This is a genomic window from Blastococcus sp. SYSU DS0616, from assembly GCF_054051015.1.
This window is the reverse complement of sequence record NZ_JBJHAJ010000039.1, coordinates 1-12,013: the sequence shown is the minus strand read 5'-3', so window position 1 is coordinate 12,013 and position 12,013 is coordinate 1. Positions and strand designations below refer to the sequence as shown.

Here is a 12,013-nt window from a genome sequence, read left to right as displayed (position 1 = left end):
GCGGCGCGCTCGCCGCCGGTCGCCCGGGCGGGCGGCCGACGCCGGGTCAGGGCTGCGAGACGACGCTCGACGCGGGTCCCGCCGGCTCGACGTCGACCGGCTGGAGGACCGCGAGGCCGCCCAGCACGAGGGCGATGCACCCGAGGGTGAGCGCGCACAGCGACCGGTGGACGGTCACCGGATCGGGACGGCGCACGCGGACCCGCGGCCCCCGCAGCACCCAGGCCCGGGCGGTGGGGGCGTCCACGAGCAGCAGTTTCCCGATCGGTAGCGCGAAGGCGGCCGCGAACAGCAGCGGCAGCGGCAGCCCCCCGGTGAGCGCGGTCGGCAGCGGCAGCAGGACCGCCATGCCGCCCAGCACCGACACCGCGGCGAGCTCGACCACCGAGGTGACGACGAGCAGCTTCCGGTCGGAGCCCTCGATCAGCGCCGCCCCGGCACCGGCGGTGAGCACGATCCACCCGGCCAGCACGAACAGGGCGCCGGCGACCACCCAGCCGACCGGGCGCACCGGGGTGGCGAGCACGGCATCGGCCCGGGTCAGGCCGACCGCGAGCAGGCCGACGGCCTCGAGGACGGCGAGCACCCCCGCCGCGAGCACCGGGACCGGGATCCGCCGCGCGGCGGCATCCGGCGCGGGCCGCGTCGCGTCGAGCTGCGGCGCCCGGGCGGCGGTGCGGACGTCGAGGACGGTGCTCGCCACGAGGAATCTCTCCCTGACCGGTCGGGGGTGTCCCCCGACTGGACGGTCGATCGCGGAGGTGGCTGGAGCACCGCCCGGGCCGGCTCCCCCTTTCGGGTGGGACCGCGGTCGCCGGGCCGCGCGCAGGACGGGCCGCGTGGGCCGGGTACGCCTACGCTCCTACTCCCGGACGACGACCCGCGAGGAAGGCGGCACCCGCGATGAGCACCCGGGACCAGCACCCGGCCGCCCCCCGGGGGCCGGTCGTCGGCGCGACAGCGGCGACCCCGCCGACCCTGCGACCCCAGCCGGCCGGCCTCCCGCACGGTCGGCCCACCCGCCGCCCGGCCGACGGCGCGGTCGTCGACTGCGCCGTCTACGTGGACGGCCGGCGGCAGGAGGCCGTGGCCCCCGACGCCGCGCTGCGGATGGCCGAGGAGCGCGGCGGCTTCGTGTGGCTCGGCCTCTACGCACCGAGCGAGGAGGAGCTGGGAGCGATCGCCGAGCGGTACGACCTGCACCCGCTCGCGGTCGAGGACGCCGTGTACGCCCACCAGCGCCCGAAGCTGGAGCCCTACGACGACGCCCTGTTCATGGTGCTCAAGACCGCGACGTACGTGGAGCACGAGGAGCTCACCGCCACCAGCGAGGTCGTCGACACCGGCGAGGTGATGGTCTTCCTCGGCCCGCGGTACGTGATCACGGTGCGGCACGGGGAGCACGGCGGCCTCGCGCACCTGCGGCAGCGGCTCGAGGAGCAGCAGGAACTGCTGTGCCTGGGGCCGTCAGCGGTGCTGTACGCGGTCGCCGACCTCGTCGTCGACACGTTCGTGGAGGTGTCGGCCGCGGTCGAGGAGGACGTCGAGGAGCTGGAGGCGTCGGTCTTCAGCCCCGAGCGCACCGACGACATCGGCCGGCTGTACCAGCTCAAGCGGGAGCTGGTGTCACTGCGACGGGCGGTCTCCCCCCTGGAGGTCCCGCTGCAGAAGCTCGCCGAGCGGCCGGTCGACGTCGTTCCCGCGGCGATGCGCTCCTACTTCCGCGACGTGCTCGACCACGCCCTCCGGGTGCGGGACCAGGTCGGTGGCCTCGACGAACTGCTCACGTCGATCCTGCAGGCATCGCTCGCGCGGACGACCATGGCCGACAACGAGGACATGCGGAAGATCTCCGCCTACGCGGGCATCATCGCCGTCCCCACCGCGATCGCCGGCATCTACGGCATGAACTTCGACTACATGCCGGAGCTGCGCTGGCCGTGGGCCTACCCGGCCGTGCTGCTGCTGATCGCGACGGTCATCACGCTGCTGTACCGCGGCTTCAAGCGCAACGGCTGGCTGTAGCCGCCTCCCCGCGCCACGGAGTGTGCACTTGTCGGGGTCACCGGCGGCGCGGTACGCCCGGGAACTGCACAGCCGCGGCCAAGCGAGCGAGGAGCTCGGCCGGTCGGTGCAGGTCCGCGGCAGTCACGAAGACGACGCGCCAACCCGCCTCCTGGAGCCGGTTGAGTCGTCGGCGGTCCCGGGCGAACTGACCGGGCTCGCCGTGCCACGCCCCGTCGTACTCGAGAGCCACCATCAACTCGGGCCACGCGAAGTCGACTCGCGCTACGAAGCTCCCTCGATGACGGACTTCGTACTGGGCGACCGGCACGGGCAGCCCGCCGCGGACGACGAGCAGTCGCAGGCGGGTCTCCTGGGGTGACTCGGCGAGCCCGTCGGCCAGCGCGCACGCGCGTCGGGCCTGCGCCGCTCCCGGGCCGCGTGCGACCGCTGCCGCCGCCGCACCTCGGCCAGGTCGATCACCCGTGCCGCAGCCAGGCGGTCGAGCGCGATGACGGCGTCGTCCCCCGGCAGGGCGGCCGCCACCCGGACGGCGGTCGCCTCGGGACTCGTGACCCGCGCGCCGAGCCACCAGCGCACGTCCTCCCCCGCCAACGTCGCCCGGCGGACCCGGATCCCGGCGACCCGAACCGGCCGGTTCGACGGGGAGGCGGTCAGCTCCACGTCGTCATCGGGCCCGGCGAGATCCACGCCCCAGAGGACGGCCGCACTGCAGCCGGTCACGACGGCGTCCGGACGCACGAGCGTCGCGGCGGCCAGGACGCGCAGCTCGTGGTCGACCACGACGTCGCGGTGGACGTAGACATCGCGGAAGCGCCGGCGCCAGGCACTGCTGCGGAGCTGGTCCGGTGTCAGCAGGCCTTGCGCCACCGCAGCACTGCCCCGGAAGGGGCCGCCGCGGAGAGGTCGGGGCTGCATCGGGGGCCGGGGCACCGCCGAACCGTGCCGGATGCGGCGACCTGCGGGTCGGGCCTGTCCACAGGCGCCGCCGATGTGCGCTTCTCGGTGCCTGTCGCCGCTGGGAGACCCCGATCAGCGCACAGCGGCTGCGGTCAGGTGGCCTTGGCGGCGACCACGGCGTCGAAGACGGTGCGCTTGGGCAGGCCGGTGCGCTCCATGACCGCCCGGATGGCGTCCTTGCGGGTCGCGCCCGCGGCCTCCTCGGCGGCGACGGCGGCGGCGAGCTCCGGCCCGGTCAGCTCCACCGCCCGCTGCGGCGCACCCGCGATCACGAGCGTGATCTCCCCGCGCACCCCCTCGGCCGCCCAGCCGGCGAGCTCGCCGAGCCCACCGCGCCGCACCTCCTCGTACGTCTTGGTCAGCTCGCGGCAGACCGCGGCCGGCCGGTCCTCGCCGAGGACGGCGGCGGCGTCGGCCAGCGCGTCGGCCAGCCGGTGCGGCGACTCGAAGAACACCATCGTGCGGCGCTCGTCGGCCAGCGCGGTGAACGTCGAGCGCCGCTCCCCCGCCTTGCGCGGCAGGAAGCCCTCGAAGCAGAACCGGTCCACCGGCAGCCCGGAGACCGCCAGCGCGGTCGTCACCGCCGAGGGCCCGGGCACCGAGGTGACGGGGATCCCGGCGTCGATCGCCGCCCGCACGAGCGTGTACCCGGGGTCGGAGACCGACGGCATCCCGGCGTCGGTGAGCAGCAGCACCGTCGCGCCGGAGGCCAGCGCGTCCAGCAGGCCGGGCAGCCGCGCGCGCTCCACCGACTCGTGGAAGGTGACCACCCGGCCGGTGAGCGTGACCTCGAGGTCGGCGGCCAGGCGGTGCAGCCGGCGGGTGTCCTCGCACGCCAGCACGTCGGCCGTGGCCATCGCCGCTCGCAGGCGCGGGCCGACGTCACCGGGCTGCCCCAGGGGCGCCCCACCCAGCACCAGCCGTCCGCTCACCCGTCGAGCCTGTCACGACCGGACCGGTGGCTGCGCCACCTACCCTGACCGCATGGCGGTGCTGGCGCCCGGGCGGGCGGAGTCGGACCCGCAGGCGCCCCCGCAGCCGGCCACCCCCCGGGTGCGCCGTCCGCCGTCCCCCGCGCGCCGCCGCGACGTCGTCCCCCCGCTGCCGGACGACCGGTGGACGGCCTGGACGATCGCCGCCGTCCTCGGCGCGCTGGCGCTGACCCTGCGGCTCTGGGGCATCGGCTACCCCCGGGCGCTGGTCTTCGACGAGGCGTACTACCCACCCCAGGCGCGGGAGCTGCTCACCTGGGGCTTCGAGTACAACCGCGGCTACTCCTACATCGTCCACCCACCGCTGGGCAAGTGGCTGATCGCGCTGGGCGAGCAGGCCTTCGGCTACAACTCGTTCGGCTGGCGCTTCCCGTCCGCGGTGGCCGGCTCGATCGCCGTCGTCATCCTGTTCCGGCTGGCCCGGCGGCTCACCGGCTCGACCGTCGTCGGCCTGTTCGCCGGGGTGCTGCTGCTCGTCGACGGCCTCCAGTTCACGCTCTCGCGGATCGGGCTGCTCGACATCTTCCTGCAGCTGTTCGTGCTGGCCGCCGTCTCCTGCCTGGTCGTCGACCGGGACGTGGTCCGCGCCCGGGTGCGTGCGGCCGCGCCGGTCGGCGCCATCGGCTTCCGGCTGGGCCCGCGCGGGTGGCGGATCGCGGCCGGTGTCCTGTTCGGCTGCGCCTGCGCGGTCAAGTGGAGCGGGGTCTGGTTCCTGGCCTTCTTCGCCGTCCTGTCGCTGTTCTGGGACCGCGCGGCGTGGCGGGAGGCGGGGGCGCCCCGGCCCACGCGGACGGCGGCGCGCCGGGGGTTGCCCGGCGCGCTGTGGGCGCTGGCCGCCGTCCCGGTGCTCACCTACCTGGCCAGCTTCACCGGCTGGTTCCTCGGCGAGACCTCGCAGGGCAGGGCCTGGGCGCAGCAGCACCCGGACACCGCGTTCCCGTGGGTGCCGGACGCCCTGCGCTCGCTGTGGCACGAGCACGCCGAGTGGCTGCGCTTCCACAACGGCCTGTCCAGCCCGCACCCGTGGGAGTCCGGGCCCTGGTCGTGGCTGGTCACCGGCCGGCCGATCCTGCTGTGGAACCCCCAGGGCCTCGTCGACGCCGAGGGCGATCAGGTCATCCGGTACATCTTGATGCTCGGGACGCCGACGCTGTGGTTCCTCTTCGCCCCGGCGACGCTGTGGCTGCTCTGGCGGATCGTCGCCCGGCGGGACCCGGCCGCCCTCACCGTCGCCGTCGGGATCGCGGCGGGCTGGCTGACCTGGTTCGTGAACCTCGAGCGCACGATGTTCCTCTTCTACGCGGCCCCCGCGCTGCCGTTCTTCGTCCTCGCGGTCGCCCTGCTGCTCCAGGACGTCGTGGGCCGGCCGGGCGCCGACGAGTGGCGTCGGCGGGTGGGCCTGGCCACCGCCTGCGGGTACATCGCGATCGTCGTGGCCACCTTCGCGTTCTTCTGGCCGGTGCTGACCGGGCAGCCGCTCTCGCACAGCGAGTGGGTGCAGCGGATGTGGTTCCCCTCCTGGTACTGAGCGGCCCCGCCCGCGCCCGGTGCGCCCGTCCCACCGGTCCGGTGCGTACCGGAACGCCCCGTGCGGCCGGGTTCTGGCCGACACTCGACGCGACGCGCCGAGCCCGGCCGCAGCTCCCGAACCGGAGAACCCCATGACGCCGCCATCCGCACGACCCGCCCTGCACGATCCCGCCGTGGCGCCGCCCGGCGCCGGCTCCCCGACCTGGGTGCTCGTCGAGCAGGCGCTGGTGCACAAGACCGCGCCGGACGAGGTGCTGGCGACCGAGCTGGCGACCCTCGCGGGGGACCGGACCGCCGTGGCGGCGCGCTGGCCGGCGGCGCACGGCCGGTACGACCGGCGGGCCGGGACCGTGGGCCACCTGCTGCTGGTCGTCGAGACGATCCGCCAGGCCGGGCTGTGCCTGGCCCACCGCCGGCTGGACGTCCCGCTGGGCGAGCAGTTCGTGTTCCACCGCATCAGCACCCGGCTCGCCGCGCCGCTCGCCGAGCTCCGGGGAGCCGCCCCGGCCGGGACGGTGACCGTCGTCCAGCCCACCGTCCGGCTGCGGGCGGGCCGTCCGTCCCGCGCGTCGCTGCGGGCCGAGATCTGGCACGGGGCGCAGCTCTGGGCGACCGCCGACGCCGACTACTCGTGGCTGCCGCCGGCTGTCTACGCGCGGCTGCGGGCCCTCGGCCGGGACCGCAGCGCCGGCGGCGGGACACTGGTGCCCAGGCCGCGGGACGCCGGCGAGGGCGACGGCCTCGCCCACCGCTCCCGGGTCGCCGTCGACCTCACCGACCCGACCTACTTCGACCACCCGGTCGACCACCTGCCGGGGATGCTCCTCGTCGGCGCGGCGCTGGCCGCGGTCACGGACCGCCCCGATCTGCCCGGAGCCGCCACCCGGCTGGCCGGCCTGGACCTCGCCTTCGACCGGTTCGCCGAGCTCGACCGGCCGACCTGGGTGCGCACGGACGCCGGCAGCGGGCGATCGAACGGCGTGCCCGTGCAGCTGGGGCAGGACGACGACGTCGTCGCCCGGGGGCGGGTGTTCCTCGGCGGCTAGCTCAGGCGAGGGGCTCGGGGCGCAGCTGCGGGAGGATCAGCGCCCAGAAGGAGTCGAGCCGCGACTCCAGGTCGCGTCGAGCGCTCAGCTCCTGGGAGACCTGCTGCATCCCGAAGAAGCTGGCGACGATGACCTGGGCGGTGCCCACCGGGTCGGCCCGGTGGCTGATCTGCCCCCGCTCCTGGCCCTGGGTGATCAGCTGGGTGAGCGCGTGCTGCCAGCCGACGTAGGGCTGGGGCAGCTTCGCCAGCGCCTCCGGCGGCAGCTCGGCCATCAGCCGCTTGGAGGCGCGGGTGACCGGATCGGTCGCGAACTGGCGGCCGGCCACGTACGTGACCGCGACGAGGGCGTCGAGCGCGTCGTCGTGGGAGTCCAGGACGCCGCGCAGCATGACCGGCCACGTCTCGAACATCTGGTGGACGACCGCGACCGCCACGCTCTCCTTGGACTCGAAGTGCCAGTAGAGCGCCCCCTTGGTCATGCCGGTGCCGGCGACGATGTCGCTCAGCGAGGTGGCGGCGTAGCCGCGCTCGCCGAACTCGCGGGCGGCGACGTCGATGATTAGCTGCCGGGTGGCGGCGCTGTCACTGGCCCGCCCCCGCGCGCGCCGCGGGGCGGGTGAGGCCCCGACCGGTGACCGAACCATGGAACCGCCTCCCGTGGGGACGCCGTGGCCCCGTGTCGCGGGGCAGCCTAGCGGTCGGGAGCGGCCGATCGACCCTCCGACGCAACGACGACGGCGCCGCCGGGGGAAGAACCCCCGACGGCGCCGGTCCGTCGTCCGGTGGAGCTGAGGGGATTTGAACCCCTGACCCCCTCGATGCGAACGAGGTGCGCTACCGGTCTGCGCCACAGCCCCTTGCGCGGGAAAGACTACCGCCCGCTTCGCCCGGCCCCGCCACCGGGGCGGGGCCGGGCCCCTGCACGGTCCCGCCGCGAGCGTGCGCGCGGTGGGGGCAGGGGGTGTCTCTCAGCCGTTGGCCGCCCGGGCCGGGCGGTACTCGTCGATGTCGGCGAAACCGATGTCGTCGTCGTCCAGCCCGACGACGGCGCTGTTCTGCCATCCCATGGGCGCCGGCGTCCGCGCGGCCACCACGCGACCAGGCCGCAGGGCGTGCACCGGGGCCAGCGGGATGCTGGGGTGCGACAGGGCCGGCAGCGCCTCCTGGGCGACCGTCTCGTGCACCTCCGGCGACGTGCGCTGGACCGGCGCCGGAGCGGGCCGGGCGGCCGGGCGCGCCGGGCGCGCCGGTGCGCGGAGGGTCTGGCGCGCCGCCGCCCGGGCGGCGCGACGCGCGGCGAGCCGCTCGCGCCGGGCCACCTTGCGCAGCACCAGCACGTACCCGACGGTCGCGGCGGTGGCGACCGCCTGCAGGATCCACAGCCACGGCGTGACCAGCAGGGCGCCGGCCAGCGACGCGAGGGTGAGCAGCACCAGACCGCCCAGCACCCGGCGGCGCACCGCGTGCACGTCCACCTTGAGCTCGCCGGTGGTGCGCAGGACCTCGCGGTCGATCGACACCCGCTCGGTCGCCGCGTGCCGCACGGCGTCGGCCGCGCGACGCCGCTGCAGGGTCCGCCCCGAGTCAGCAGGCTCGCCCCGGCCCTCCTGCGCGTCGCCGCGGGTCACCACCATGGGCACCAGCACGACGAACCACAGCACGACCAGAGCTGCCAGAAGCACACCCGATCCCATACGACACCACCTGTCACATCAGTCACTCGCCAGGCGAGGCTAAGCAGGGACGGCACCGGGAACCGGGAGGCGCGCGGGCGTGTCGCTGATGTGTTGTGGGACCGGTGTGACGGGAGACGGCGTGTCCGCCGCGCACGGCCCCGCGACGGCGACCACCCGTGCTATGCCGCGAGTCGATCAGTCGACGGGTCGACCCGGCCCCGACCGCTGCCAGCGGTCGAGCACTCCCCGCGGGAGATCCTCGGCGAGCAGCGCGTAGCCCAGGTGGTCCCGCCAGTCGCCGTCGATGTCGAGGTAGCGGCGCAGCAGCCCCTCCTGCTGGAAGCCGAGCCGCTCCACCAGCCGCCGGCTGGGCAGGTTCTCCGGCCGGATGTCGGCCTGGAGCCGGTGCAGCCCGGCCGGACCGAACGCGTGGTCGCACACCAGGGCCACGGCCAGCGAGGCGACCCCGCGACCGGCCACCGAGCGGTCGATCCAGTAGCCGAGGTACCCGGCCCGCAGCGCCCCGCGCACGATGTTGTCCACGGTCACCTGCCCGGCCAGCCGACCCTCGACCCGGACCACGAACGGCAGCGCGGTGCCCAGCCGAGCCCGTCGGGCCATCACCCGCCGCATCGCCCGGTACGCCCCCGGTGTGTGCCGGGCCCGCCACGAGACGGCGGCGGTCGGCTCCCAGGGGCGCAGCCAGTCCTCGTTGGCCAGCCGCACCCGGCTCCACTCCGCCGCGTCCCCGCGGCGCGGTGGGTGCAGCTCCACCGGTCCCCAGGCGAGCCGGGCGGGCCAGCCGGGGTGCAGCAGCGGATCGGTCACGGCGGGCTCGGGTCAGCCGCCGAGCAGCAGCGGCATGACCGTGACCAGCCCGCCGGCGGCCACCTCGGTGACGTCCTCGTCGATGACGATGAGGCAGTTCGCCCGGGCCATCCGCGCCAGCAGGGCGTCTGTGGCCTCGCCCACCGGCTCGACGACGTAGCCGCCGTCGGGGTGGCGCATCACCGTGCCGTGCAGGTACTGGCGGTACCCGAGCGGGGAGAGCAGCTGCTGCCCGGAGATCGCCTGCACCGTGCGCCGGAACAGCTGCCGCTTGCCCAGCATCAGGCGGATGGCGGGGCGCACGAAGACCTCGAAGGAGACCAGGGCGGCGACCGGCTCCCCCGGCACGCAGATGACCGGCACCTGGTCGCGCCCCAGCCGGCCGAAGCCCTGCGCGGGACCGGGGTGCATCGCCACCTGGCGGAAGCGCATCTCGCCCAGGCCGGCCAGCGCCTCCTGCACCATGTCGAACCCGCCACCGGCGAAGGTGCCGGCGATCAGCACCAGGTCGCTGCGCAGCAGCTGGCTCTCGAGCACCTCGGCCAGGCGCCGCTGCTCCCCGGGGAGGATGCCCCAGCGGTAGGCGTCGGCGCCGGCGTCCCGGGCGGCGGCCGCCAGGGCGTAGCTGTTGACGTCGACCACCTGCCCCGGGGTGAGAGGGGAGGTGATGTCCACCAGCTCCGGGCCGGCACTGAGCACCGCCACGCGCGGCCGGGGCCGCACGAGGACGCGGTCCCGCCCGACGGCGGCCAGCAGGCTGATCTGCGCCGGCCCGATCGGGGTGCCGACGTGCACGGCCGGATCCCCCGGGTCGACGTCGTCGCCGGTGCGGCGCACGTAGCTGCCCACCGGCGGCGCGGCCTGGACGGCGACCCGCGCCGCACCGTTGTCGGTCCACACCGCCGGGACGACGACGTCGGCACCGGTCGGGAGCATCGCGCCCGCGGCGACCCGCATGGCCAGCCCGGGGCCGATCGACGACGGCGCGCTGGCACCGGCCACGCTCTCCCCCACGACGGGCAGCTCGACCGGCTGCGCCACCGTGGCCCCGGCGACGTCCTCCGCGCGGGCCGCGTAGCCGTCGAGCGCGGCCTGGTCGAAGGCCGGCAGCGCCCGCTGGCTGACCACGTCCTCGGCGCAGAGCAGCCCCTGGGCGTCGAGGACGGCCAGCTCGATCGGGTCCGGCTGCGGCACCGCGGCGAGGATCTCGTCGAGGTGCCGCTCGACGGTGCGCACGTGCGGGGAGACGTCCGAGCGGCCGTCGGCCGGCAGCGGCACCGGGCCGGTGAGGGCGCGCTGCGCCGGCACCTGGTCGACCGGGGCTACGACCGGACCGGTCCGCCGAGGTGGGGCCATGGGCATGTCGACCTGGGCGGTGTCCCGGTGGCCCCGGAACTCCCCGCCCCCGTTGCTGTCGTCGTCGCTCTGCCCGGACATCCCCACCACCGTCGTCCCGCCGTGCCGTCTGCCGACACCGGCCCGTGCGGCAGCGCCGGACCCGGACGGGTCCGGCGCGGGGCCGCGGGTCCGATCGTGCCCTCGTGGGCGCCGGTCAGGACGACGACGCGCCCTCGGCGGGCAGCTCCGTGACGAAGTCGCGCAGCCAGCCGCGCAGCGACGGGCCCAGGTCGTCCCGCTCGACGGCCAGCCGGATGACCGCCTTGAGGTAGTCGAGCTTGTCACCGGTGTCGTACCGCCGGCCGCCGAAGACCACGCCGTGGACGGGTGCGCCGCGCTCGACGAGGGTGGCCAGCGCATCGGTCAGCTGGATCTCGCCGCCGCGGCCGGGTGGGGTCTCGCGCAGCACGTCGAAGATCTCCGGCGCCAGCACGTAGCGCCCGATGATGGCCAGGCTGCTGGGGGCCTCGTCGACCGGCGGCTTCTCGACCAGGCCGGTGACGGCGACGACGTCGCCGCCGTCGGCGGTCGGCTCGACCGCCACGGCGCCGTACTTGTCGATGTTCTCCCGGCCGACGTCGAGCAGGGCGATCACCGAGCCGCCGTGCTCGGCCTGGACGGCCAGCATCTGCTCGAGCAGGTGGTCGCGGGCGTCGATCAGGTCGTCGCCCAGCAGCACGGCGAACGGCTCGTCCCCGACGAAGGCGGCCGCCTGGAGCACCGCGTGACCGAGCCCGCGCGCCTCGCCCTGCCGGACGAAGTGCACCTGCGCGACCTCGGTGGACTCGTGCACGGCCGCGAGGCGCCCGGCGTCGCCCTTCTTCTCCAGGGCGGCCTCGAGCTCGGGGGTGCGGTCGAAGAAGTCCTCGATGGCGGCCTTGTTGCGGCCGGTGACCATGAGCACCTCGGGCAGGCCGGCCCGGGCCGCCTCCTCGACGATGTACTGGAGGGCCGGCCGGTCGACGACCGGCAGCAGCTCCTTGGGGACGGCCTTGGTGGCCGGCAGGAAGCGAGTGCCCATTCCTGCGACGGGGATGACCGCCTTCCGGGCCGTACGGGTCTGGGGCATCGACATGCTCCGCAGCCTAGCTAGCCTGCGCGGATGGGCACGTCGGCAGAGTGGGGCGCGGCCAAGGCCGCGCTCCGCGCGGAGCTGCTGGGACGGCGCGCGTCCCGCCCGGCGCGTGAGCGCGCGGCGGCCGCCCGGACGGTCGCCGCGACGCTCGCCGGGCGGCTGGCCGGCGTCCCCACGGTCGCCGCGTTCGTGCCCGACGCGACCGAGCCCGGGCACGGCCACCTCCCGGCGGCGCTCGCCGACGGGGCCCGCCTGCTGCTCCCGGTCGTACCCGCCCACGGCCGGGAGCTGGACTGGGCGGAGCACTCCGGGGAGCTGGTGCCCGGGCGGTTCGGTCTGCTCGAACCGGCCGGGCCACGTCTGGGCCCGGCCGCGCTCGCGGCGGGGGGGGGGGGGGGGGGGGGGGGGGGGGGGGGGGGGGGGGGGGGGGGGGGGGGGGGGGGGGGGGGGGGGGGGGGGGGGGGGGGGGGGGGGGGGGGGG

At 76.0% G+C, this 12,013-nt stretch carries 11 protein-coding genes and 1 tRNA gene; 3 read left to right on the top strand and 9 right to left on the bottom strand.

Translation table 11 applies throughout. The features are described from left to right. Positions 1-46: 46 nt before the first annotated feature. Positions 47-703, bottom strand: coding sequence for a hypothetical protein (locus tag ACI79K_RS19815; RefSeq protein ID WP_456600570.1), 657 nt, complete (start codon positions 701-703; stop codon positions 47-49). Between the two features lie 200 nt (positions 704-903). Between ACI79K_RS19815 and corA the strand changes: the two genes are divergently transcribed. Continuing rightward, a complete protein-coding gene (gene corA / locus ACI79K_RS19810) occupies positions 904-2,025 on the top strand; it encodes a magnesium/cobalt transporter CorA (RefSeq protein WP_456600569.1) in 1,122 nt (373 codons plus the stop codon). A 264-nt stretch (positions 2,026-2,289) separates the two neighbouring features. Here the strand turns inward: corA and ACI79K_RS19805 are convergent, their stop codons facing one another. Both ACI79K_RS19805 and rsmI read right to left on the bottom strand, forming a co-directional pair. Continuing rightward, complete coding sequence (locus ACI79K_RS19805) at positions 2,290-2,895, bottom strand: hypothetical protein (protein WP_456600568.1); 606 nt, start codon at positions 2,893-2,895, stop codon at positions 2,290-2,292. A gap of 182 nt (positions 2,896-3,077) precedes the next feature. Beyond that, positions 3,078-3,917: a 16S rRNA (cytidine(1402)-2'-O)-methyltransferase gene (gene rsmI, locus ACI79K_RS19800; protein WP_456590868.1), complete on the bottom strand. Its 840-nt coding sequence runs from the start codon at positions 3,915-3,917 to the stop codon at positions 3,078-3,080. A 52-nt stretch (positions 3,918-3,969) separates the two neighbouring features. Here rsmI and ACI79K_RS19795 point away from each other — a divergent pair, with 52 nt between their 5' ends. Then, positions 3,970-5,505: a dolichyl-phosphate-mannose--protein mannosyltransferase gene (locus tag ACI79K_RS19795; RefSeq protein ID WP_456600567.1), complete on the top strand. Its 1,536-nt coding sequence runs from the start codon at positions 3,970-3,972 to the stop codon at positions 5,503-5,505. A gap of 175 nt (positions 5,506-5,680) precedes the next feature. After that, complete coding sequence (locus tag ACI79K_RS19790; protein WP_456600566.1) at positions 5,681-6,553, top strand: AfsA-related hotdog domain-containing protein; 873 nt, start codon at positions 5,681-5,683, stop codon at positions 6,551-6,553. A 1-nt stretch (position 6,554) separates the two neighbouring features. On the opposite strand, the gene ACI79K_RS19785 is transcribed toward ACI79K_RS19790, so the two are convergent. The 6 genes from ACI79K_RS19785 to galU all read right to left on the bottom strand — a co-directional run bounded on the left by ACI79K_RS19785 (position 6,555) and on the right by galU (position 11,532). Further along, complete coding sequence (locus ACI79K_RS19785; protein ID WP_456590871.1) at positions 6,555-7,199, bottom strand: ScbR family autoregulator-binding transcription factor; 645 nt, start codon at positions 7,197-7,199, stop codon at positions 6,555-6,557. 139 nt (positions 7,200-7,338) lie between these two features. Continuing rightward, positions 7,339-7,412, bottom strand: a tRNA-Ala gene (locus tag ACI79K_RS19780). 111 nt (positions 7,413-7,523) lie between these two features. After that, positions 7,524-8,237 (bottom strand): hypothetical protein, encoded by a 714-nt coding sequence (locus ACI79K_RS19775; protein ID WP_456590872.1) that lies wholly within the window; start codon positions 8,235-8,237, stop codon positions 7,524-7,526. Positions 8,238-8,426: 189 nt separating this feature from the next. Continuing rightward, positions 8,427-9,059, bottom strand: coding sequence for a GNAT family N-acetyltransferase (locus ACI79K_RS19770; protein WP_456590873.1), 633 nt, complete (start codon positions 9,057-9,059; stop codon positions 8,427-8,429). 12 nt (positions 9,060-9,071) lie between these two features. Beyond that, positions 9,072-10,496, bottom strand: a complete 1,425-nt coding sequence (glp, locus tag ACI79K_RS19765) for a molybdotransferase-like divisome protein Glp (RefSeq protein WP_456590874.1) — start codon at positions 10,494-10,496, stop codon at positions 9,072-9,074. Between the two features lie 115 nt (positions 10,497-10,611). After that, positions 10,612-11,532, bottom strand: coding sequence for a UTP--glucose-1-phosphate uridylyltransferase GalU (gene galU, locus ACI79K_RS19760; protein ID WP_456590875.1), 921 nt, complete (start codon positions 11,530-11,532; stop codon positions 10,612-10,614). Positions 11,533-12,013 lie beyond the last annotated feature (481 nt).

Coding starts and splice junctions, on each gene's coding strand:
- ACI79K_RS19795 (WP_456600567.1), top strand. CDS start 3,970: ATGGCGGTGCTGGCGCCCGGGCGGGCGGAGTCGGACCCGCAGGCGCCC.
- corA (WP_456600569.1), top strand. CDS start 904: ATGAGCACCCGGGACCAGCACCCGGCCGCCCCCCGGGGGCCGGTCGTC.
- galU (WP_456590875.1), bottom strand. CDS start 11,532: ATGTCGATGCCCCAGACCCGTACGGCCCGGAAGGCGGTCATCCCCGTC.
- glp (WP_456590874.1), bottom strand. CDS start 10,496: ATGTCCGGGCAGAGCGACGACGACAGCAACGGGGGCGGGGAGTTCCGG.
- ACI79K_RS19785 (WP_456590871.1), bottom strand. CDS start 7,199: ATGGTTCGGTCACCGGTCGGGGCCTCACCCGCCCCGCGGCGCGCGCGG.